This is a genomic window from Streptomyces sp. NPDC050806 (assembly GCF_055586425.1).
Genome location: NZ_JBVJIF010000012.1, coordinates 66,979 through 87,859, shown reverse-complemented (window position 1 = coordinate 87,859; position 20,881 = coordinate 66,979). Strand labels below are relative to the sequence as shown.

At 71.7% G+C, this 20,881-nt stretch carries 18 protein-coding genes and 1 tRNA gene; 14 read left to right on the top strand and 5 right to left on the bottom strand.

The window, feature by feature from the left end; genetic code table 11:
- The first annotated feature begins 54 nt into the window (after window positions 1-54).
- The 3 genes from ACZ6WH_RS33970 to ACZ6WH_RS33960 all read left to right on the top strand — a co-directional run bounded on the left by ACZ6WH_RS33970 (window position 55) and on the right by ACZ6WH_RS33960 (window position 1,367).
- The gene (locus ACZ6WH_RS33970) at window positions 55-408 is read left to right on the top strand and encodes a WhiB family transcriptional regulator (RefSeq protein ID WP_361563892.1); all 354 of its coding nucleotides are present in this window, start codon (window positions 55-57) and stop codon (window positions 406-408) included.
- Window positions 405-722 (top strand): hypothetical protein, encoded by a 318-nt coding sequence (locus ACZ6WH_RS33965; protein WP_361563895.1) that lies wholly within the window; start codon window positions 405-407, stop codon window positions 720-722. Before ACZ6WH_RS33970 ends, ACZ6WH_RS33965 begins: the two co-directional genes overlap by 4 nt.
- A gap of 315 nt (window positions 723-1,037) precedes the next feature.
- On the top strand, window positions 1,038-1,367 hold the full coding sequence (locus ACZ6WH_RS33960) for a hypothetical protein (protein ID WP_469733334.1): 330 nt from the start codon (window positions 1,038-1,040) through the stop codon (window positions 1,365-1,367).
- Between the two features lie 129 nt (window positions 1,368-1,496).
- Here ACZ6WH_RS33960 and ACZ6WH_RS33955 read toward each other — a convergent pair whose 3' ends face one another.
- Together ACZ6WH_RS33955 and ACZ6WH_RS33950 are read right to left on the bottom strand one after the other, a co-directional pair.
- Complete coding sequence (locus ACZ6WH_RS33955) at window positions 1,497-2,972, bottom strand: ABC1 kinase family protein (RefSeq protein WP_469733332.1); 1,476 nt, start codon at window positions 2,970-2,972, stop codon at window positions 1,497-1,499.
- A gap of 251 nt (window positions 2,973-3,223) precedes the next feature.
- The gene (locus ACZ6WH_RS33950; RefSeq protein WP_469733330.1) at window positions 3,224-4,501 is read right to left on the bottom strand and encodes a ThiF family adenylyltransferase; all 1,278 of its coding nucleotides are present in this window, start codon (window positions 4,499-4,501) and stop codon (window positions 3,224-3,226) included.
- Between the two features lie 402 nt (window positions 4,502-4,903).
- On the opposite strand from ACZ6WH_RS33950, the gene ACZ6WH_RS33945 reads away from it, so the two are divergent.
- The 4 genes from ACZ6WH_RS33945 to ACZ6WH_RS33930 all read left to right on the top strand — a co-directional run bounded on the left by ACZ6WH_RS33945 (window position 4,904) and on the right by ACZ6WH_RS33930 (window position 8,796).
- Window positions 4,904-5,503: a M48 metallopeptidase family protein gene (locus tag ACZ6WH_RS33945; RefSeq protein ID WP_361563903.1), complete on the top strand. Its 600-nt coding sequence runs from the start codon at window positions 4,904-4,906 to the stop codon at window positions 5,501-5,503.
- Between the two features lie 124 nt (window positions 5,504-5,627).
- On the top strand, window positions 5,628-7,322 hold the full coding sequence (locus ACZ6WH_RS33940; RefSeq protein ID WP_469733328.1) for a TerD family protein: 1,695 nt from the start codon (window positions 5,628-5,630) through the stop codon (window positions 7,320-7,322).
- An 11-nt stretch (window positions 7,323-7,333) separates the two neighbouring features.
- Window positions 7,334-8,017, top strand: a complete 684-nt coding sequence (locus ACZ6WH_RS33935; RefSeq protein WP_432858603.1) for an AIM24 family protein — start codon at window positions 7,334-7,336, stop codon at window positions 8,015-8,017.
- A 20-nt stretch (window positions 8,018-8,037) separates the two neighbouring features.
- Entirely contained in the window at window positions 8,038-8,796 is a 759-nt protein-coding gene (locus ACZ6WH_RS33930; protein ID WP_469733325.1) for an AIM24 family protein, read from the top strand.
- 179 nt (window positions 8,797-8,975) lie between these two features.
- Here ACZ6WH_RS33930 and ACZ6WH_RS33925 read toward each other — a convergent pair whose 3' ends face one another.
- Entirely contained in the window at window positions 8,976-9,506 is a 531-nt protein-coding gene (locus ACZ6WH_RS33925; protein ID WP_432858607.1) for an NUDIX hydrolase, read from the bottom strand.
- Complete coding sequence (locus ACZ6WH_RS33920; RefSeq protein ID WP_469733323.1) at window positions 9,503-10,999, bottom strand: zinc-dependent metalloprotease; 1,497 nt, start codon at window positions 10,997-10,999, stop codon at window positions 9,503-9,505. Before ACZ6WH_RS33920 ends, ACZ6WH_RS33925 begins: the two co-directional genes overlap by 4 nt.
- Window positions 11,000-11,246: 247 nt before the next feature.
- Between ACZ6WH_RS33920 and ACZ6WH_RS33915 the strand changes: the two genes are divergently transcribed.
- The 4 genes from ACZ6WH_RS33915 (at window position 11,247) to ACZ6WH_RS33900 (ending at window position 14,828) form a co-directional block, all read left to right on the top strand.
- Window positions 11,247-12,398 (top strand): SDR family oxidoreductase, encoded by a 1,152-nt coding sequence (locus ACZ6WH_RS33915; protein ID WP_432858611.1) that lies wholly within the window; start codon window positions 11,247-11,249, stop codon window positions 12,396-12,398.
- 241 nt (window positions 12,399-12,639) lie between these two features.
- A complete protein-coding gene (locus ACZ6WH_RS33910) occupies window positions 12,640-13,119 on the top strand; it encodes a molybdenum cofactor biosynthesis protein MoaE (RefSeq protein ID WP_469733321.1) in 480 nt (159 codons plus the stop codon).
- 353 nt (window positions 13,120-13,472) lie between these two features.
- Window positions 13,473-13,658 (top strand): hypothetical protein, encoded by a 186-nt coding sequence (locus ACZ6WH_RS33905; RefSeq protein ID WP_469733319.1) that lies wholly within the window; start codon window positions 13,473-13,475, stop codon window positions 13,656-13,658.
- Between the two features lie 75 nt (window positions 13,659-13,733).
- On the top strand, window positions 13,734-14,828 hold the full coding sequence (locus tag ACZ6WH_RS33900; protein ID WP_432858615.1) for a YlbL family protein: 1,095 nt from the start codon (window positions 13,734-13,736) through the stop codon (window positions 14,826-14,828).
- A 200-nt stretch (window positions 14,829-15,028) separates the two neighbouring features.
- Here ACZ6WH_RS33900 and ACZ6WH_RS33895 read toward each other — a convergent pair whose 3' ends face one another.
- Entirely contained in the window at window positions 15,029-15,583 is a 555-nt protein-coding gene (locus ACZ6WH_RS33895) for a PPA1309 family protein (protein WP_361563929.1), read from the bottom strand.
- A 136-nt stretch (window positions 15,584-15,719) separates the two neighbouring features.
- On the opposite strand from ACZ6WH_RS33895, the gene ACZ6WH_RS33890 reads away from it, so the two are divergent.
- The 3 genes from ACZ6WH_RS33890 (at window position 15,720) to ACZ6WH_RS33880 (ending at window position 20,822) form a co-directional block, all read left to right on the top strand.
- The gene (locus ACZ6WH_RS33890; RefSeq protein WP_432864676.1) at window positions 15,720-18,659 is read left to right on the top strand and encodes a UPF0182 family membrane protein; all 2,940 of its coding nucleotides are present in this window, start codon (window positions 15,720-15,722) and stop codon (window positions 18,657-18,659) included.
- Between the two features lie 51 nt (window positions 18,660-18,710).
- A tRNA-Met gene (locus ACZ6WH_RS33885) sits at window positions 18,711-18,784 on the top strand.
- Window positions 18,785-18,986: 202 nt separating this feature from the next.
- A complete protein-coding gene (locus ACZ6WH_RS33880) occupies window positions 18,987-20,822 on the top strand; it encodes a tetratricopeptide repeat protein (RefSeq protein WP_432858617.1) in 1,836 nt (611 codons plus the stop codon).
- Window positions 20,823-20,881: the final 59 nt, after the last annotated feature.

Genomic DNA, 20,881 nt, shown 5'->3' with positions numbered 1-20,881 from the left:
GCCATACGACAGCCCAGCCACCAGCCGGGCCGAACAGACGAGGAACACACCACCGTGCAACTCCAGACGCACACCCCGTCCGTCGCCACCGACCTGATTCCCCCGCCCGACACCCAGGAGAACTCCTTGCTTCCGCTCACCGAGCTCGACGACGAGATCGACCGCCTCGGCGCCGCCGTTCCGTGTCGTACCTACGACCCGGAGGTCTTCTTCGCCGAGTCCCCGGCCGACGTCGAGTACGCCAAGTCGCTGTGCCAGACCTGTCCGGTGCGCGAGGCCTGCCTGGCCGGCGCCAAGGACCGCCGCGAGCCCTGGGGTGTCTGGGGCGGTGAGCTCTTCGTCCAGGGCGTTGTCGTCCCCCGGAAGCGCCCGCGTGGCCGTCCGCGCAAGAACCCGGTCGCGGCATGAACACCACCGGCACAGGAACGATCGACCGTCCCGTCACCCGGGACCCCCAGAAGCAGGATCCGACGATGAACCCATCCCTCACCGACATGCCCGCCCCCGCGAACTCCGGCGCGAACGAGCGTCGCCAGAACAGGACCCGCGAAATGCAACTCATCCCAGAAGCCCTGGCTCGCGCGCATATCCATGAGAGGTTGCGCGAGGCCGAGAGGGACCGCAGAGCCCACCGGCTCGCCACGGCCCGCCGCATGCAGCGGCGTGCCGAACGTGCCTCCCTCCGCGCCCGCCGCGCCCTGGCCATGGCCGTCATGCAGTGACCGCCCCCGAGCGGCTCGACTCACATAGCGCGCCCACGCCCTTCCCGGGCAGTGCGGCGCGCTATGCGCTTTTCCGAGCGATGACGGGGGAGGGGGCCGAGGGAAGCCAAGGGCATGGGGGAGCGGAAAGCATGAAAACGTGCGCCGTGACTTCCGCTCCGTGCGCCCGTTGGATGGCACATGCACCCGACGGTCGAACTGTGCGCCGGGTCGCCCGCACCGTGCGCCGTAATGGCGGGCCCGTGCTCCGACACGATCCGCATTACCAGTGTCTTCTGCACGTATTGTCGGCCTTGGCGGAGATATCGTCGGGCAGTGGACGACGAGACGCATGAGCGGGCGGAGTTGACCGGCAAAACCAACCGGGAGGGCGGCACCCTCAGAACGGACGCACACCCCCGAACGACGGCCCGGAGCTCCGGAACGACGGACCCACACCTCGCACCGGACGACACGTCCGAGAGCGGCGAAACGTTCGGGCCCGAGGAGACCACGGTCTGTGCCCTGTGCGGCGCGGTGGCCGATGGCACCCCGCCGACCTGGACCTGTTCCGTCGAAAACGGCACCCGCCGCTACTTCTGCGAGACCTGCGCCCGAACCCACCTGCGAGCCATCGAATCCCGCCTGGACTCGGCCTGGTGGTAACCCCGCCACCCCTGTCAGGCAGCTGTCAGGCAGCCGCCTGCACGGCAATGGCCCTGACCCATCGCCCCCGGGGCCGCCCCGGCTCGCGAAGGCCGGGGGCTGGGCGCCGGAGCCACCTGGTGCGGAGGGTCAGGCGGAGGACTCTTCGGGGGTGTCCTCCTCCGTGGCGTGATCCTCCGCGGGCTCGGGGCTGGTCTCGGGGCTGGTGTCGCGGTTGGCTTGGGCGGGGAGCGAGGCGGACTCGGGGTCCGGCACGGGGACCGGGGCGGGGTGGACGAAGCCCGGGAGCCAGCTGATGAGTTCGTCCCGGAGCCGGACCGTCGCGCCCAGCTGACACAGCACCCCGATCGTGCTCAGCGTCACCCGGTGTATGAGGAGGTACGACGGCGGGAGGTTCAGCTGCTTGCCCAGCTGGTGGGCGGGGGAGCGGGGGTCGGCGATCCGAGTGGCCTGGTTCCGGATCCAGCCGCGGGTGAAGGTGAACTCCTCGGCCTGCGCCGGCTCGATGATCGGGAGCAGGTAGTCCAGGACCGCGTCCGGCTCCAGCTCGATGGAGTCCTTGACGAACCCCTCCTCGCACAGCAGCTCGTAGACCTCATCGGCCCGGCCGTCCAGCGTCATCCGCAGAGACGTACCGATCGTGGGCGGCAGCCCGTCGGGCAGCCGGTCGACGGTGCCAAAGTCCAGCACCCCCAGCCGCCACTCCTCCGGCGGTCCGTCGGGTGCGTCACCGGTCAGCAGGCGGAAGTTGCCCGGGTGCGGGTCGGCGTGCAGCAGGCCCGTACGGGCGGTGCCGGAGAAGAGGAAGCGGGCCAGCAACTGCCCGGCACGGTTCCGCTGCTCGGGCGTACCGTGCGAGACGATCTCGGAGAGCGGGATCCCCTCCATCCACTCCGTGACCAGTACCTCGTCACCCTGGTGGACGACGGCCGGCACGACGACATCCGGGTCGCCCGCGAACTCCTCGGCGTACGTCCGCTGGGCCGCCGCCTCCAGGCCGTAGTCCAGCTCCTCCGAGACCCGGTCGCGCAGCTCGGTGATCAGCGGCTTGACGTCCATGCCGGGCACCAGCGGACCCAGCAGCCGTGCGAACCGGCCCAGTTGAGCGAGGTCGGAGAGCAACGCCTCGCCGGCGCCCGGGTACTGCACCTTCACCGCGACCTCGCGGCCGTCGTGCCAGACCGCCCGGTGCACCTGCCCGATCGAGGCCGCGGCCGAGGGCTTGTCGTCGAACTCCGCGAACAGCTCCCGCCAGTCCTCCCCGAGCCGCTGGGCGAGAACCGTGTGCACGGTGGATGCGGGCAGCGGCGGGGCCGCCTCCTGGAGCTTGGTCAGCGCGGCACGATAGGGCCCGGCGATCTCTTCCGGAAGCGCCGACTCAAACACCGACAGCGCCTGCCCGAACTTCATCGCGCCGCCCTTGAGCTGGCCCAGCGTCGCGAAAAGCTGCTCGGCGGTGCGCTGCTGGAGCTCGGTGGCGATCATCTCCGCCGGGCGTCCGCCGATGCGCTTGCCCAGCCCGAGTGCGGTGCGCCCGGCGAAGCCCAGGGGGAGGGCGGCGAGCTTGGCCGTCCGCACGACGGCCTTGCGCGGCAGATCAGACATGTGCGCGTCCTCCCAAGATCCCCGCTCCGGCGGGGCGCGTTGTTCCCACGAGTCAGGTCAGTGCTCGGTCAATCGGGTTGGTCGGATCGATCGGGTTGGTCGGATCGGTGGGATCGGCCGGGCCGGTCGCACCGGTCGGACGGCCGGGACGGTCGGGGGGCGAGTTGGGGGTCGAGGGGTAGGCGGTGGACGTGTCGGTTCGGTGTGGTGCCGCCATGTGCCCCTCCAACTCGCTCCGGTTCCCTGTGGGGTTACCCCGTCATTGTGGCGTGTCGGGGTCGAGGATCCGAGGCGGCTGCGGTGGCAGCGGAGCGCGCCGCGCCACAGGCGCACTCGGGATGAGCCTCGATCCGATCGATGTCCCAGCTCGTACAGGGGAGCGCAAGCTCTGTCCGTGCGCCCGTACAGGGTGGCAGATACCCGTCGAGGAAGGTCAGGACCTGTGTCGCGGCGAGCCCCGCCACCGTCGTCGCCAGCGCCGCGTCACACGCGGGAACGGCCGGGGCGGCACGGCCGGAGCGCCACTGGGCCAGCAGTCGCGGCCAGGCCGGCTCGGCCTCCGTGCGACGCAGCTCCCAGCAGCCGGCGCAGGCCGTGTCCCCGGGGAGCACCAGCGGCCCCACCACTCCCGTGGCCTCGACGACGCCCGCGTACAGATGCGGTATCCCGGAGGTGAGGAGCGGTTCGGCGAGCCGGGGATCGGGGGCGTAGGCGGCCAGGCCGTCGCGCGGGGCGAGGACCGTCAGGACGAGAGGCGGATCGACCGGTGGGGCGGGGCCGTCGTGGGTGCGGTCAACGCCGGCCATGCTGCGAGCGACGTCCTCGGCAGACCGGGCCGGTCGGGCGTGCTGGGTATGGGGACCCGGCTCGCCGATCCGTTCCTCACCCGAGGGCGGCGTGGTGCCGGTCGGCGCGGCTCCGGGTGAGGAACGGGGGCGCCTGGTCCACGGGGAGCATTCGTTGATCAGGCGCCGGGCGGAGACGTCCCGGCGTGTGCCGACGCGGTCGGCGGAGAAGCCGGCGGGCAGCACGTCCCACGGCTCGACCCGACCGCCGTCCAGCACCTCCACCTGCCCGACGCCCGCCGCGGAGAGCAGCGCCGCGATCGACGCACCCACCCGGCCGGTACCGCGCACGCGGACCCGCGCCGAGCGGCGTGCCCACATCCGTTCCTCCGCACCCGTCCTGTCGCGATGGTGCACCGACAGGCCGGCCAGGTCCGGGCGCAGCCGGTCGAACGCGGGGAGGTCGGTCCGGAGCGCTTCGCCGACCGGGGAGGCGGGGGAAGGGGTGTCCAGCAGCCCGGCGGCGTCCAGGCGGTTCACCACTTCCCTGGTGTGCTCCGGCGGCAGCTGCAGCGCGGCGGCCTCACGCTCCAGCTGCTCGACGCTGCGGGTGCCGTCGATCAGGCTCAGCAGACTGCCGGTCGCGCTGTCCACCGGGCCCATCACCACGGCATGGGCCGGTGCGACGCCGAAGCGCACGGTGGACCTGTCCCGCCAGCCGCGCCGCAGAGCGGGCTTGAGCATCGGCCGCGGGCGAGGGCCTGGAGCCGGACGCGTGGTGGAAGAAGAGGGGGACGAGGCAGGGGGAGGGGCATGTGGAGTGGTCGGGTGTGGGTGTCGCATGTCGTCCCCCGTTGGTGTGGTGCTGGTCGGTGTGTGACCGGGCGATGGTGCGGATGCGACGCGGGGCTCGCGGAGCTGCCTGCCGGTCGTTCGCCGAGGCCCGGATCTGTCGCACGGATCGAGCATGCGGCAAGAGCCCGGGCCGGCGCCCGGAGTTGTCCACAGGCGGCGAAGATAGTCGTACCAACGCCGAGCGTCTCTGTGTACCAGTGCCGGGCGTCCGCGTACTCGACATGGAGGGATTCGCCGGCAACCCGGCTCGGGGACGGGACTTCCCCCGCCGCCAACAGGTAACGTCGGGGCGTGCCCGCCGACCCACTGCATCGTGCCGCCGACCCGCAGCGCCGGAACGCCGCGAGCCCGCAGGGCAGCGGCGCCACGACCAGCGCGGTCGAGGTGCGCAGAAGCTCACGGAGGCGGCGCACGGTCTCGGCGTACAGAGAGGGCGACCGGACGGTCGTCCTGATCCCGGCCCGGATGTCCGAGGCCGAGGAGCGCCGCTGGGTGACGGTCATGCTGGACAAGCTGGCCGCGCAGGAGAGCAAGCGGATACTGGGCGACGACGAGCTCGCCGAGCGCGCCGAGCGGCTGTCGGCGCAGTACCTGGGCGGCCGGGCCCGTCCCGCCTCGGTGCGCTGGGTCACCAATCAGAACACCCGCTGGGGATCGTGCACCCCTGCCGAGGGCAGCATCCGTCTCTCGCACCGGCTCCAGGGCATGCCGGAGTACGTCATCGACTACGTGCTGCTGCACGAGCTGGCCCATCTGCTCGTCCCCGGACACGGCCCCAGCTTCTGGGAGCTGTTGACGGCCTACCCCCGTACGGAGCGGGCGCGCGGCTACCTGGAAGGGGTGGTCGCCGCCGGCCGGCTGCCGCATCTGCCCGCCGCGCGCAGCGAATGAGCCGTACGGTGCTCCCGGGATTTTCGTGACCGAACCGTCGAACCCCGGCATCGTCCCGTGTCCGAGCCAGCCGTTAGCCTGACGCGCAACGCAATCAAGCTCGGATGGGGGACGGTCGTTACGTATGGCCAGGGAATTCCAACGGGGCCACAAGGCCAGGATCAGTGACCTGACCGCGGGTACGGATCTGTACGTAGGCGTACAGATCGCCGCTCCCGGTCTGACCTTCGACATCAGCTGTTTCGGCCTGGACGCCGACGAACGGCTGTCCGACGACCGGTACTTCGTCTTCTTCAACCAGCCGAAGTCGCCCGAGGAGTCCCTCCAGCAGCTCGGCCCGCAGGCCGGCGACACCGAGTCCTTCCGGGTCACGCTCGACCGGATCCCGCAGCACATCCAGAAGCTGTCCTTCACCGCGGCGATCGACGGCGCGGGCCAGATGTCGCAGATCGGCCCGGGGTACATCCGCATCGTCGCCGGGGGACAGGAGGTCGCGCGCTACTCCTTCACGGGGGCGGAGTTCAGCACGGAGCGTGCTGTCATGCTCGGCGACTTCTACATGAAGGACGTGTGGCGCTTCGCCGCCGTCGGGCAGGGCTTCGACGGCGGGCTGGAAGCGCTGCTGAGGAACTTCGGCGGCGAGGTCGCCGAGGAGGCCGAGGCCGCGCCGCAGCCGGATGCCGCGCCCGGCTTCGCCCCGCCCGCCGCCGCCGAGCCGCCGCCCGCCTTCGCGCCCCCCGCCGCTCCCGAGCCGGCACCGGACTTCGGCGTCCCGTCCCAGCAGCCTGCCCCGGCCCCGGCCCCGGCGCCCGTGCCGCCGCACGCCACGCAGCCGGAGCCCGTCGCCCAGCAGCCGGACGTGCCGCAGCAGTACCCGGCTCCTCAGGCGCCCGTCGCCCCGCAGGCCGACCAGCAGGCGCAGATGCACGCGGCCCCGACCATCGCCGCGCCCATGGCGCCGCCCGCCGCCACGCCGCCGCCCCAGGCCCCCTACGGAGCGCAGATCCAGCCCGCTCCGTACGGAGCTCCCGGAGCACACCCTGGGCAGCCGGTGCCGCCGCCCGGCCAGCCCGGTCCGTACGGCCAGCAGCCGCCCGCGTACGGGCAGCCGGCGCCGCAGGGCAGTGGCGCCTACGCGGTGCCGCAGCAGGGTGCGGGCGCGGGCCTGGAGGCCTCGCTGCAGAAGTACCGGGAGGCCGCCACCGGGCAGCGCTGGACGCCGCAGAGCGAGAAGCTGATCCGCGCCGACCTCGGCATCGACGGACAGCCGGTGCTGGCCCGGCAGGGCAGCATGGTGCTCTACCAGGGAAAGGTCGACTTCAGCTACAAGGGAGCCGGCTTCCGCGGCCGCATCGTGGGCAACGCCACCGGCCAGGAGATGCAGCTGATGCGCTGCTCCGGCCAGGGCCAGGTCTTCTTCGCCGAGAACAGCGCTCACGTGCACCCGATCGAACTGCAGGGCGACGCCATCTGCGTCAACGCCGAGAGCGTGCTCGCCTTCGACGAGTCGCTGCAGCACGAGGTGCGGCGCATCGAAGGGCACGGCATCCCCGGGGGCGCGCTGTTCACGATGCAGTTCCAGGGCACCGGCACGGTCGTCGTGAAGACCTCCGGTACGCCGGTCGTACTGCCGGTCACGCCGACGACCTTCGCGGACGCCAACGCCATCGTGGCGTGGTCCGCCGCGTCCCAGGTGATCGTCTCCAGCCAGGTGCGGCTGCGCCGCAACGCGTACCCCGGGCACTCCGGCGAGACCGTGAACCTGCAGTTCCGGGGCGCCCCCGGCAACTTCATCGTCGTCCAGCCCTACGAGGTCTGAGGGAGCCCGTCATGACTCAGCAGCAGCTTTCGGGCTATGCCCCGACCGCACCCGCGGCCCGCATGGAGAACCACGGCAGTGCGATGGTGAAGATCGCCATGCAGAGCGGCCAGGACGTCTTCTGCCGCACCGGTTCGATGGTCGCCTACGAGGGCTTCGTCCAGTACGAGCCGAACCCGCCGGCCGTCCGTCAGATGGCCTCCCAGTGGCTGACAGGCGAGGGCGCGCCCCTCATGAAGGCCGGCGGGGACGGCCTCCTCTACCTCGCCGACTACGGCGCGGACGTGGTGTGCCTGAACCTCAACGACGACGCGATCTCCGTGAACGGCACCAACCTGCTCGCCTTCGACGCGCACCTCCAGTGGGGCGTCCAGCGCGTCAAGGGGATGGCGAAGTTCGCCGGACAGGGATTGTTCAACGTGGGGATCTCGGGCACCGGATGGGTCGCGCTGACGTCGCGCGGCACCCCGATCGTCGTCGACTGCGGTCGCGGTGAGGACGAGACCTACGTCGATCCCGACGCGCTCGTGGCCTGGTCGACGAATCTGAACGTGAAGGGCAAGCGCAGCTTCAAGGCGTCCTCGATGATCGGGCGCGGCAGTGGCGAGGCGTACCAGCTCGGCTTCTCCGGCCAGGGCTTCGTGGTCGTACAGCCCAGCGAGGACAGCGCCGACCGGCTCCGGGCCCGGGGCTGAGGGGGAGGACTTCCGTAACCATGCAGAGCCCGCTTTTCGCCTACACAGAGGCGCAGACGCAGGACCGGTACGCACTTCAGAACCCGCAGCTCCTGCGGGTCGCGCTGACCGGCCACGAGGACCTGCTCGCCCGTAAGGGCACGATGGTCGCCTATCAGGGGCTGCTCGAATTCGACGGGGAGTACCAGACCCCGAACCAGCGCCGGCAGCGCGCCCGGGCCGGCGAGGGCCTGGACCTGATGCGCGTGTCCGGGCAGGGCACGGTCTACCTGGCCAACCTCGCCCAGCACGTGCACCTCGTGGACGTCGACCACGAGGGCCTGACCGTCGACAGCAACTACGTGCTCGCGCTGGACTCCACGCTCCACTGGGAGGTCATCTCCGTGGACAGCCAGTACGGCATCTCGGGCACCGGCAAGTACCAGCTCAACATCTCCGGGCAGGGCAAGGTCGCGCTGATGACCTCGGGCCAGCCGCTGATGATGCAGGTGACACCCGACAAGTACGTGAACGCCGACGCCGACGCGGTGGTCGCCTGGGCCACCTCGCTGCGCGTCCAGATGCAGGCCCAGACGCATTCCTCGGGCGTGTGGCGGCGCCGCGGCAGCACCGGCGAGGGCTGGGAGCTCAGCTTCCTCGGACAGGGCTACGCGCTCGTCCAGCCCAGCGAGCTGCTGCCGCCGCAGAACGCGGCCATCGGGCAGGGCCTCGCCGCGCAGTACGGCATGGGCCGGCACGGCGCCCGCGGGCAGAACCAGGGCAACATCTTCACGAACTGAGCCGAATTCACGAACTGAGCCGGATGCACGACCCGGCCGAATCCACGGCCCGACCGGACGCCGCCGGGAAGGATGCGCAGGGCGCCTCCGGACCGGCAGGGCGCCCGCCGGGGACACGCGAAAGGGCCCGGCACCCTCCCGGTGCCGGGCCTTCTCGTCCCGCCTTGGAGCAGCGCGCCTCAGAGCAGCGCTCTGGTCCGTTCCACGAGTCGGACCACCGACTCGTCGGCCACGCCGGGCACCTCGTCGTACGGGAACCAGCGGAGGTCCAGCGACTCGTCGCTGATCGCCTCCGTGGCGCCCTCGGGGGCCAGCGCGGCGTACTGCACGTCCAGGTGCCACGCGCACGGCGTGTGATGGCGGTCCAGGCGCACCGGGCCGCCGGGCAGCAGCGTCAGGCCCCGGGCGATGCCGGACTCCTCGCGCGCCTCGCGCAGCGCCGCGTCCGCCAGCGTCGCGTCCTCGGGCTCGCAGTGGCCGCCCATCTGCAGCCACATGCGCAGCTTCTTGTGCAGCGTGAGCAGCACCCGGCCGCGCGACGGGTCGACCACCAGGGCGCTCGCCGTGATGTGCCCGTCGCCGCAGGGCTTCCACATGCCGTCGGGGTACGCGGCAAGGTGGTCCAGGTAGGCCAGGCGCAGCCGCTCCTGATCGGGCGCGTGCGCGGGCCACTCCTTCAGGACCCGCGCCGCGTCCTCATGAAGGCTCAGGGCCACTTGCCGCCGTCGCCCTCGTCGCCGTCCGCACGCTCGGAAGCGTCACCCTCGGGGCGCTCACCCTCGGCACCCTCGCGCTTGGTCAGGTCCGGCCGGCCGCCCTCGGCCGTGCCCTGCGCCGCCTCGCCGAGCATCTTGTCCAGCTCGGAGAAGTCCAGCTGCTCGCGGTGCACGAAGCCGTCCGGGTCGTCCAGGTCCTGCGCCGTGGGCAGCATGTCCGGGTGCGACCACAGGGCGTCCCGGCCCTCCAGGCCGCGCGCGTCCGTGAGCGAGGCCCACAGCCGCGAGGCGTCCCGCAGGCGCCGCGGACGCAGCTCCAGACCGATCAGGGTGGCGAAGGTCTGCTCGGCCGGGCCGCCGGTCGCCCGGCGCCGCCGCAACGTTTCACGCAGCGCGTCGGCCGACGGGAGGTGCGGTGCCGCCGCGGCGTGCACGACCGCGTCCACCCAGCCCTCGACGAGCGCCAGCGCCGTCTCCAGGCGGGCCAGCGCGGCCTTCTGCTCCGGGGTGTCCTCGGGCTGGAACATGCCCTGCTGAAGGGCGTCCTGCAGCTGCTCGGGGTGGGCCGGGTCCAGCTGGCCGACCGCGTCCTCCAGCTTGCTGGTGTCGACCTTGATGCCGCGCGCGTAGCCCTCGACCGCGCCGAAGAGGTGCGAGCGCAGCCACGGCACGTGGGCGAAGAGGCGCTGGTGGGCGGCCTCGCGCAGGGCCAGGTACAGCCGCACCTCCTCGGGCGGCACGCCCAGGCCGGAGCCGAGCGCCTCGACGTTGCCCGGCAGCAGGGCGGCCTTGCCGGCCGGTCCCAGCGGCAGCCCGACGTCCGTGGAGCCGACGACCTCGCCGGCCAGGGTGCCGAGCGCCTGCCCGATCTGCGTACCGAACATCGCGCCGCCCATGGAGCGCATCATCCCGAGCAGCGGGCCCGCCATGGCCTGCATCTCCTCGGGGAGCACATCGCCCATCGCGGCGCCGACCCGCTCGGCGACCGGGTCCACCAGCTCGCGCCACACCGGGAGGGTCTCCTCGACCCACTCGGCACGGCTCCAGGCCACCACGCTGCCCGCACCCGACGGCAGCGACGTCACGCCGTCCAGCCACAGGTCGGCCAGGCGCACGGCCTCCTCGACCGCTGCCCGCTCGCCGGGCGCGACGCTGGCGTCCTTGCTGCCGTCCGGGGCGCCCTGCGCCACCGTCTGCCGGGCGATGTCCTTGGCCATGTCCCAGTTCACCGGGCCGCCCTCGTACGAGAGCATCTGGCCGAGCTTCTGGAAGGCGGCTCCGAGGTCGCCGGGGTTCATCTCGCCCCCGGGCCCGCCCATGCCGCCGAAGAGCGTCGCGAACGGGTTGTCCGCGCCGCCGCTCCCGCCGCCGAACCCGAACGGATTCGCGGGGCCCTGGCTACCTCCCTGGCCGCCCTTCTGCTTGCCGTTGTCGCCGTCCTCCGGCTCCTCCGGCGGAAGGCCGAATCCGAATGGGTTGTCACTCACGGGTTTCCTCGGCTCGTAGGGCCGCCGGCCCCGGGCCGACGGCGGCTGCCCGACATTCCCTTCCAGCCTAGAGGGTGCCCGGCCGTTCTCCGCGGCCGCGGAGAAGACGGTCCGACGCCCCTGTGACACCCCGCGCCGCTGAGGGGCTCGGTGCTTGGCTGTCGGGGTGCCTGCGGCAGGATGGACGCACGCTGGTCCGTACGCGCCGGTGCGCATACGTACTGAAGACAACCGCTGGAGACGCCCGGTGAGTTCCCCAGATCCGACCGTTCGCGCAGCGCGAAACGACGCTGCCAGGCCCGAGAAGACGCCCGAGACGACCCTCGCCGCGGCAGGCGCACCGCAGCACCGCCCCGTCGTGGCGGTCACCGGTGCCGCGTCCGGGATCGGCACGCTGCTGACCCGCGCCCTGCTGGAATCGGAGGAGGTCAAGCGGGTCGTGGCCATCGACGAGCGACGCGGGGACGAGGAGGGCGCCGACTGGCATGTACTGGACGTCCGCGACCCCGCCATCGCGGAGAAGCTCCGGGGCGCCGACGTCGTGGTGCACCTCGCGCTCGACCTCGACCTGGAGACCGACCCGGCGGCCCGCACCGCGTACAACGTGCGCGGCACCCAGACCGTCCTCACGGCGGCCGCCGCGGCCGGCGTGCACCGGGTCGTGCTGTGCACCTCGGCGATGGTCTACGGGGCGCTGCCCGACAACGACGTCCCGCTCTCCGAGGACGCCGAGCTCCGCGCCACCGCCGATGCCACGGGGGTCGGCGACCTCCTGGAGATCGAACGCCTCGCCCACCGGGCGCCGCGAGCGCACCCGGGGCTGAACGTCACCGTGCTGCGCCCCACCGTCCTCGTGGGCGGCACCGACACGGCGCTCACCCGGTACTTCGAGTCGCCGCGCCTCCTGGTCGTCGCCGGCTCCCGCCCCACCTGGCAGTTCTGCCACGTGGAGGACCTGGTCAGCGCGCTGGAGTACGCGGCGCTGGAGAAGGTCGAGGGCGAGCTCGCGGTCGGCTGCGACGGCTGGCTGGAGCAGGAGGAGGTCGAGGAGCTCACCGGCATCCGCCGCATGGAGCTGCCCTCCTCGGTCGCCCTGGGGGCCGCGGCCCGGCTGCACCGCATCGGGCTCACGCCGTCGCCCGCCGGCGACCTGGCGTACACCATGCACCCGTGGGTGGTCAGCGGCAGCAGGCTGCACGAAGCGGGCTGGCGGCCGCGCTGGACCAATGAGGAGGTGCTCGCGGAGCTCCTGGAGGAGGTCGCCGGACGGCACACCGTGGCCGGGCGCCGGCTGGGCCGCAAGGACGCCACCGCGGCCGGCGCCGCGGGCGCGACCGTCGCCCTCCTGGGCACCGCCGCCCTCGTGCGCCGCGCCCGTAAGGCCCGGCGGCGCCTCTGAGCGCACCGGGCGCCGCCTCCGAAGCGGACGGCCGGCGACCCGTTCACGCCTCCCGGGCCCCGCACGCCCCCGACGCGCCGGGGACCGTACGGAAGCGGTGGCTCCCTCCGGACGGCGGGAAGGCGTCGTCCGTACCCGCCGTCCGTTCCCCTACGGTCTGGTAGGACCCTCCATACGGCGGTCCGTACACCAGGTGAAACAGCCATTCCCCAGTGCCGTGTCCGTGGGGCACGATGGGCGCATGTCAGGTACGAACCACCACCCGTCGACACATCCCGACCACCCCGGTGAGCAGGGGGTGGCGGATCCGATCCGGCTGCTGGCCGTCCGGGACACGCCGCTGTCCGTGGACGAGGTCTTCGCCGCAGTGGGGGACGCCGCGTCCGGCGGGACCGCCCTGTTCGTCGGCACGGTCCGCTCGCACGACGGCGGCTCGGACGTCGACGGGCTCGGTTACTCCGCACATCCGTCGGCCGGGGCTGAGCTGCGCCGGGTCGCGGAGAAGGTGGCGGCGGATTTCCCCGTACGGGCGCTGGCCGCGGTCCACCGGGTGGGGGACCTGGCCATCGGGGACCTCGCGGTCGTCGTCGCGGTGTCCTGTGCGCACCGCGCGGAGGCCTTCGAGGCGTGCAGACGGCTGATCGACGACCTCAAGCACGAGGTGCCGATCTGGAAGCACCAGACGTTTTCGGACGGGACCGAAGAGTGGGTCGGCGCGTAAGCGCCGTCCTCTGGGGGTGGAGGTCGGGTGACGGGTAGCGCCGTCTTCTGGGGGTGGAGGTCGGGTGACGGGAGGGCGCGTGACACCCACCCAGGACAGGCCGCGGGTCCCGCGCCCCGAATGGCGTAAAGAAAGCGTGTAGGGCGCATGGATGGGGCGCGCGGGGGCGGTGAGCTGTTCCGAAGTGGGTACGCGCTCTCCACGGGTGCCCCGCCGCAGTCGCCCGTTGATCAGCCGGACAGTCGACATCCTCCTCCGGTTGCGTAACCCGCACCCGGGCGTGAGCGTTGAGCTGGCGGATGGTTAATCTGCTAATTCGTCGTTGCGGTTGTACAAGGGGTCGGGAGGCCGCTATGGGTGCGCTCCTCTGGTTGCTGATTCCGCTTCTCGCCGCGCTGGCTGCCACGGTGTGGAGCAGTTGGACGACGCGTAACCGCAAGGCCGGCGATGTCGCCGAGCTGGCCGGTTACGCCCGGTTCCGCGAAGCGATGGAGCGGTCCGAGGACGCGCGTCCGCAGGAGCATTCGGACGCGGCCTGAGCCGCCGGGGCGAGCCGGGACCCGTACGGACGGCCCCGCGGGCCGCTTGTCATACTCGTCCCGTACTGTCGTTCCATGCCACGCCGGACCGCGACGCTCCTCGCCTCGACCCTCATGCTGATCGCGCTGTTGTGCGCCGGGGTGCTGATCCCCGTGCCGTACGCGCAGATGACGCCGGGGCCGACGGTCAACACCCTGGGCGATCACGCCGGCGAGCCGGTGCTCCGGATCGAGGGCCGCAAGACGTATCCGACGACCGGTCATCTGAACATGACGACGGTCCGCGTCACCGGCCCCGACTACCGCATGAACCTCTTCGAGGCGGCGTACGGCTGGCTGGCCCACGACAACGCCGTGGTGCCGCACAAGACGCTCTACCCGGACGACCAGACCGCCGAGCAGGCCGACCAGGAGAACGCCGAGGAGTTCAGCCAGTCCCAGGAGAGCGCCAAGGTGGCGGCCCTGAAGGAGCTGCACATCCCGGTCGACACACAGGTCGTGGTCGCCTCCGTCATGAAGGACACCCCGGCCGACGGCGCGCTGCACGCCGGTGACGTGATCAAGGCGGTGGACGGCAAGGCCGTGAAGCAGCCGACCGACGTCGCCGGGCTGGTCACGAAGCGCAAGCCGGGCGAGAAGGTCACCTTCACGCTGATCCCGGCCAAGGAGGCGGCCGCGGCGGAGAAGAAGGGCAAGAAGCCCACGGGCGGCCGTGATGTCTCGCTGACGACCAAGAAGGCCACCGACGGCCGGGCGATCGTCGGCATCCAGGCCGGGCTCGACCACACGTTCCCGTTCGACATCGACATCAAGCTCGCCGACGTGGGCGGTCCGAGCGCCGGCCTGATGTTCGCCCTCGGGATCGTCGACAAGCTCACGCCGGCCGACCTGACCGGCGGGAAGTTCGTGGCCGGTACGGGAACGATCGACGAGAAGGGCGTGGTCGGGCCGATCGGCGGCATTTCGATGAAGACCGTCGCGGCCCGCGACAAGGGCGCCGAATACTTCCTGACGCCGAAGGACAACTGCGCGACCGCGGCCAAGGACACACCGGACGGCCTCCGCCTCGTCAAGGTGAACACCATTCACGATGCGACGCGGGCCCTCGCGAAGATCCGGAAGGGCGACACGAAGGATCTGCCCAGCTGCACGCCGGCCGGGCGTTCCTGACGGCGGACCGGTTTCCGCAGCGAGGCGCTCCCCCCCCGGAGCGCCCCCTGGGGCATCCGAATGCCCCCGGCACCGGGGGCCCCCGGCACACGGGAGCCCCCGGCACACGGGAGCCCCCCCCGGGCATCCCGGCGCCGCGCCCCCCCAGGCGCCAGCCCCCAGCGCCCCGACAGTGCCCCGGCCCCGGAGCAGCTGCTCCGCTACTCCTCGAACGTCGCCGTCAGTGCCTCGGCCAGACCCGGTACGAGGTCGGCCCCGGTGAGCACCTCGGCGGTGGAGTCCTTCTCGCGCAGCCGCAGCGCCGATTCGCGCCGGCCGTCCCGCAGCACCGCCACGGTCATCCGGACCTCCTGGCGGTCGGGGTGCTCGGCGACCCACTTGGCCAGCTCGTCCTCGTCCATGCCGGCCGGCACGGATTCCTCGGCGGACGGCGGCAGCATCAGCCGCTCCACGGTCATGGCGCAGCCGGCCACCGCGTCGGGCCAGGCGATGGTGGCGAGGAACTCGTCGAGCGGCACGGTGGCGGGCACCTCGTCCTGCTCCACGGGGGTCAGGGAGGCGTCGGCGTTCTCGTCGATGCCCAGCTGGGCGGCGAGGGCGGGTTCCTGGTCGCGCAGGCGCGCGGTGTCCACAAGGGCGAAAAGTCGGGCGGGCTGGTCCCAGCCGATCCCGGCCGCGTACTCGTCGATTTCGAGCACGGCGCGGGTCAGCGGGTCGGCGGCGAGAGGGGTGCCGTCCACGGGGAGGTTGGTCATGTGGAATATCGTGCCCTGAACTTCCCGGAAAACGGGAACCGGGTAAAGCCTTAGTAAGTTGCAACAGTGGGTCCTACTATCACCGGGCCCGCTTCATACGACAGCGAACTTCGAGGTGCGCACCTTGGCTTTCCAGATGCCGGACCGCGGCTCAGGCCCATCGGGGCCACGGACGAGAGTGGGCCGCCCGTCGCGGCGGATGCGGACCGGGCTTTTGACCCTGGGCGTGCTGGCCGTGCTGGCCATGCTCTTCGTGATGTTCTCCGGGTTCTGGACCGACTGGCTGTGGTACCGCTCGGTGAGGTACTCCTCGGTCTTCACCACGACCCTGTGGACCAAGGTCGGGCTGTTCTTCTTCTTCGGCGTGCTGATGGCGGCGGCCATCGGGGTCAACGTCTGGCTGGCCCACCGGCTCCGCCCGCCGCTCAGCGCCATGTCGCTGGAGCAGCAGAGCCTGGACCGCTACCGGATGAGCATCGCGCCGTACAAGAAGTGGGTGCTGATCGCGGTCACCGCGCTGGTCGGTCTGATCGCGGGCGCGTCCGCCTCCAGCCAGTGGCGCACCTGGCTGCAGTGGGTCAACGGTGTGCCGTTCGGCCAGAAGGACCCGCAGTTCGGCAAGGACATCTCCTTCTACTCCTTCGACCTGCCGTGGTTCCGCTTCCTGTTGAGCTTCGGCTTCGCGTGTGTGGTGCTGTGCCTGATCGCCGCGGCGCTCACGCACTACCTGTACGGCGGCCTGCGTGTCACGAGCCCGGGTTCGCGGGCCACTGCCGCGGCCACCGGCCACCTCTCGGTGCTGCTGGGCATCTTCGTGTCACTGAAGGCGATCGCGTACTGGCTGGACCGGTACGGCCTCGCGGTGAAGTCCAGCGGGCTGAAGTCCGCCGAGGGCTGGACGGGCCTGCGGTACGTCGACGCGCACGCCTACCTGCCGGCGAAGACGATCCTGTTCTTCATCGCGGCGATCTGCGCCGTGCTCTTCTTCGCCACGCTCTGGCGGCGGACCTGGCAGCTGCCGGTCATCGGCTTCGGCCTGATGGTGCTCTCCGCCGTCCTGATCGGTGGGCTGTACCCGGCCATCGTGCAGAAGTTCCAGGTCCAGCCGAACGAGCAGGCCAAGGAAGCTCCGTACATCAAGGAGAACATCCAGGCCACCCGGGACGCCTACGGCATCGGCGGCTCCAAGGTCACCGGCTACAAGGGTGACTACAAGCCCACGGACAAGGCGGACAACGAGCGGCTGCGCGCCGACGCGGACACCACCGCGAGCATGCGCCTGCTGGACCCGAACGTCGTCTCGCCCACGTTCCAGCAGCAGCAACAGGTCCGCGGTTACTACCAGTTCCCCGCCACGCTCGACGTCGACCGGTACAAGGACGACAAGGGCAAGGAGCAGGACACCGTCATCGGCCTGCGCGAGCTGAACATCGCCGGCATCCCCGAGCGCAACTGGATCAACGACCACTTCAAGTACACCCACGGGTACGGCGCGGTCACCGCCAAGGGGACCGGCACGGTCAACGAGGGCGAGCCGGACTACACCGAGAAGAACCTCCCGGCCAAGGGCCACCTGGGCAAGTACGAGCAGCGCATCTACTACGGCGAGAAGACCTCGCAGTACTCCATCGTCGGGGGTCCGCAGAAGGAGCTGGACTACTCCGACGACAGCGGCGAGAAGAGCTACAGCTACAGCGGCAAGAGCGGGGTGAACCTCGCCAATCCCGTCAACCGGGCGGCGTACGCCGTGGCCTTCGGCGAGCCCCAGATCCTGTACTCGGGCGCCATCGGTGACGGCTCGCGCATCCTGTACAACCGCACGCCCAAGGAGCGCGTGGAGTCGGTCGCGCCGTGGCTCACCATCGACGGCGACGCCTACCCGGCGGTGGTCGACGGCCGCATCAAGTGGATCGTGGACGCGTACACCACGAGCAACGGTTATCCGTACGCCTCGCGGACCACGCTCGGCGACACCACGGCGGACTCGCTGACCGACGGCCAGCGCGCGGTGGTGGCCCAGCAGAACCAGGTCAACTACATCCGCAACTCCGTGAAGGCGACGGTCGACGCGTACGACGGCTCCGTCAAGCTCTACCAGTGGGACAAGAAGGACCCGGTCCTGAAGACCTGGATGAAGGCGTTCCCCGGCACGGTCGAGTCGAAGTCGAAGATCAGCAATGACCTGATGGAGCACCTGCGGTACCCGCAGGATCTGTTCAAGGTGCAGCGGCAGCTGCTGACCACCTACCACGTCACCGACGCGAACACCTTCTACACCGGCAGCGAGCGCTGGCAGATCCCGAACGACCCGACGACCAAGTCGGCGACCGCGGTTCCGCCGTACTACCTCAGCATGAAGATGCCGGACCAGAAGAACCAGACGTTCTCGCTGACGACGACGTTCACGCCGAACAAGCGGGACAACCTGGGCGCGTTCATGGCGGTCGACGCCAACGCCAAGAGTCCGGACTACGGGAAGATCAGAATCCTCAAACTCCCGTCCGAGACCACGGTCCCGGGTCCGCAGCAGGTGCAGTCGAAGTTCAACTCCGACGACACGGTGGCCAAGACGCTCAACATCCTCAAGAAGGGCGACTCGGAGATCGAGTACGGCAACCTGCTCACCGTCCCCCTGGACGGCGGCCTGCTGTACGTCGAGCCGGTCTATCTGAGGGGCGCGGGCACGAACTACCCGCTGCTGAAGAAGGTGCTCGTCAGCTACGGCAACAAGGCGGCCTTCGAGAACAGCCTCGGCGAGGCGCTGGACGTGGTGTTCGGCAAGAAGGCACCGAACATCGGTGACGACGGCGAGGAGGACACCACCACGCCGCCGGACGAGGGCAGTACGACCCCGCCCTCGGACCAGTCGGTGCAGGACGCGCTGGACGATGCGCAGCAGGCCTACGAGGACGGCGAGAAGGCCCGCGTGGAAGGCGACTGGAGCGGCTACGGCGAGGCGCAGAAGAAGCTGAAGGCCGCGCTGGACCGGGCGGCCGCCGCCGAGAAGAAGGCGGGCGAGAAGGGCGGTTCGTCGGACAGGGGCGGCTCGGACGAGGGGGACAAGCAGGGCGGCTGACCGCGGATTATGGCTGCGACTCCGCGCCGTGGTACCTTAAATACACAACGGCGCGGGGTGGAGCAGCTCGGTAGCTCGCTGGGCTCATAACCCAGAGGTCGCAGGTTCAAATCCTGTCCCCGCTACTGAAGACGAAGGCCCGGATCCTCAGGATCCGGGCCTTCGTCATGTGTGGGCGTCACATATGTGCGCGTTAAACCACTCGCATTGGGGAGACTCGTCTTCCGAGCGTTTGGCATGTCGTCGTGTCGGGAAGTCGACAAAACGCTGTAGTGACCTCACTGGCTGCGGTATACCAGGTGTACCCGGGCTTCGGGTGGTGCGACGATGGCCCTTATGGGGGACAAGGCAAGGTTGTTGGAGACAGGACCGTTTGTGCATGCGCCCGACGACGGGCGCGAATCCGAGCTGCCGCCGGTCGCGGACGACGCGACGGACGCGGCGGAGACCGCCGAGCCGCCCGAGGCCGTCGAGGTCCTGGACGAGGTGGGGCACCGCAAGGCGGCCGCCGCCGGCGATCCGGCAGCGGCGAGCATGCTCGGCGCGATGCTGCTGCGGCGCGGTGATCTGGACGGTGCCGAACCGTGCCTGCGCACCGCCACCGTCGCGGGCGACCGGGCCGCGGCCAACAACCTCGGAGTCCTGCTGCACCAGCGCGGTTACGCCGACGAGGCGGCCGGCTGGTGGCGCATCGCCGCCGTGGCCGGCTCCGCCGCCGCGGCGCACGCGCTGGGCCGCCACTACCGCGAGCGCGGCGACGAGCCCGCCGCCGAGTACTGGCTGCGCCAGGCCGCCGAGTCCGGCCACTGCCTGGGCGCGTACGCGCTGGCCGACCTGCTGGACCACCGCGGCGAGGAGGGCGCCGAGCAGTGGTTCGTGGCCGCCGCCGAACGCGGCCACCGCGAAGCGGCGTACCGTCTCGCGCGCATCCTCGACGAGCGGGAGGCGGACGGCTCCGCGTACGGCGAGCACGCCGAACCGCGCGCCGCCGCCGAGCAGTGGTACCGCCAGGCCGCGGCCCGCGGTCACCGCAGGGCGGCGCTGCACCTCGGCACGCTCCTGGAGGAGCGCGGCGAGCTGAAGGAGGCCGGGCGCTGGTACCTCATCGCGGCCAAGGACGGCGAGCCGCGCGCCGCGTGCGCGCTCGGCTTCCTGCTCAAGGACGCGGGCGACGAGGAGAGCGCCGCCGAGTGGTGGCGCCGGGCGGCCCAGGAGGGCGACGGCAACGCCGCCAACGCGCTGGGCGCGCTGCACGCCGACCGCGGCGAGCTGCAGACCGCCGAGCGGTGGTACCGCGCGGCGCTGGAGGCCGGCGACGTCAACGGCGCGTACAACATCGGTCTGCTCTGCGCCCAGCAGGGCAGCGACGGCCGCAGCGAGCAGTGGTACCGCCGGGCCGCCTACGCGGGTCACCGGGAGGCGTCCAACGCGCTCGCCGTGCTGCTCCTGCAGCGCGGCGACGCGTCCGGCGCCGAGCCGTGGTTCTCCAAGGCGGCCGAGGCCGGCAGCGTGGACGCCGCGTTCAACCTCGGCATCCTGCACGCCGGCCGGGGCGCGGAGCGCACCTCCCGCAAGTGGTACGAGCGAGCGGCTGATGCCGGGCACACCGAGGCGGCGCTGCAGGCGGCCATCTCCTTCCTGCGGGAGGGCGAGTGGCAGGACGCCGAGCGGCACCTGCGGCGCGCCGCGGGCGCCGGCAGCACCGAGGCGGCCTACCGGCTCGCCGCGCTGCTGGACCGGGAGGCCCGCGGCCCGGAGGAGTCCGGCGGCGAGAGCGAGGAGTGGTACGAGCGCGCCGCGGAGCAGGGGCACCGCGGGGCCCAGGTGCGGATGGGCATGCTCGCCGCGTCCCGGGGCGACGCGGTGGCGGCCGCCGACTGGTACCGCGCGGCGGCCGAGGCCGGCAGCCGCAACGCGGCCTTCAACCTCGGGCTGCTGCTGGCGCGCGAGGGCAGCCTCCCGGAGGCCGCCCTGTGGTGGACGCGGGCCGCCGAGGCCGGGCACGGCCGCGCGGCGCTGCGCCTCGCGCTGCTGGCGGCCCGGCGGGGCGCGCTCGCGGAGAGCCAGCGGTGGTGCGCGCGGGCCGTGGAGCTGGGGCCGCCGGAGGTCACCCAGCGTGCCTCGCGGCTGAGCGACGCCCTCAAGGAGGAGCTGAGCGCATGAGGTCCGGCCGGTCCCGCGAGGCCGGCCGGACACCCGGTGCGCGGGGCGCCGGGAGATGA

What these genes read in the sequence shown, in the direction of transcription:
- ACZ6WH_RS33895 (WP_361563929.1), bottom strand. Translation starts at nt 15,583, where the DNA reads ATGACCAACCTCCCCGTGGACGGCACCCCTCTCGCCGCCGACCCGCTG.
- ACZ6WH_RS33950 (WP_469733330.1), bottom strand. Translation starts at nt 4,501, where the DNA reads ATGCTCAAGCCCGCTCTGCGGCGCGGCTGGCGGGACAGGTCCACCGTG.
- ACZ6WH_RS33880 (WP_432858617.1), top strand. Translation starts at nt 18,987, where the DNA reads ATGGCCCTTATGGGGGACAAGGCAAGGTTGTTGGAGACAGGACCGTTT.
- ACZ6WH_RS33930 (WP_469733325.1), top strand. Translation starts at nt 8,038, where the DNA reads ATGCAGAGCCCGCTTTTCGCCTACACAGAGGCGCAGACGCAGGACCGG.
- ACZ6WH_RS33935 (WP_432858603.1), top strand. Translation starts at nt 7,334, where the DNA reads ATGACTCAGCAGCAGCTTTCGGGCTATGCCCCGACCGCACCCGCGGCC.
- ACZ6WH_RS33965 (WP_361563895.1), top strand. Translation starts at nt 405, where the DNA reads ATGAACACCACCGGCACAGGAACGATCGACCGTCCCGTCACCCGGGAC.
- ACZ6WH_RS33905 (WP_469733319.1), top strand. Translation starts at nt 13,473, where the DNA reads ATGGGTGCGCTCCTCTGGTTGCTGATTCCGCTTCTCGCCGCGCTGGCT.
- ACZ6WH_RS33940 (WP_469733328.1), top strand. Translation starts at nt 5,628, where the DNA reads ATGGCCAGGGAATTCCAACGGGGCCACAAGGCCAGGATCAGTGACCTG.
- ACZ6WH_RS33955 (WP_469733332.1), bottom strand. Translation starts at nt 2,972, where the DNA reads ATGTCTGATCTGCCGCGCAAGGCCGTCGTGCGGACGGCCAAGCTCGCC.
- ACZ6WH_RS33890 (WP_432864676.1), top strand. Translation starts at nt 15,720, where the DNA reads ATGCCGGACCGCGGCTCAGGCCCATCGGGGCCACGGACGAGAGTGGGC.
- ACZ6WH_RS33910 (WP_469733321.1), top strand. Translation starts at nt 12,640, where the DNA reads ATGTCAGGTACGAACCACCACCCGTCGACACATCCCGACCACCCCGGT.
- ACZ6WH_RS33900 (WP_432858615.1), top strand. Translation starts at nt 13,734, where the DNA reads ATGCCACGCCGGACCGCGACGCTCCTCGCCTCGACCCTCATGCTGATC.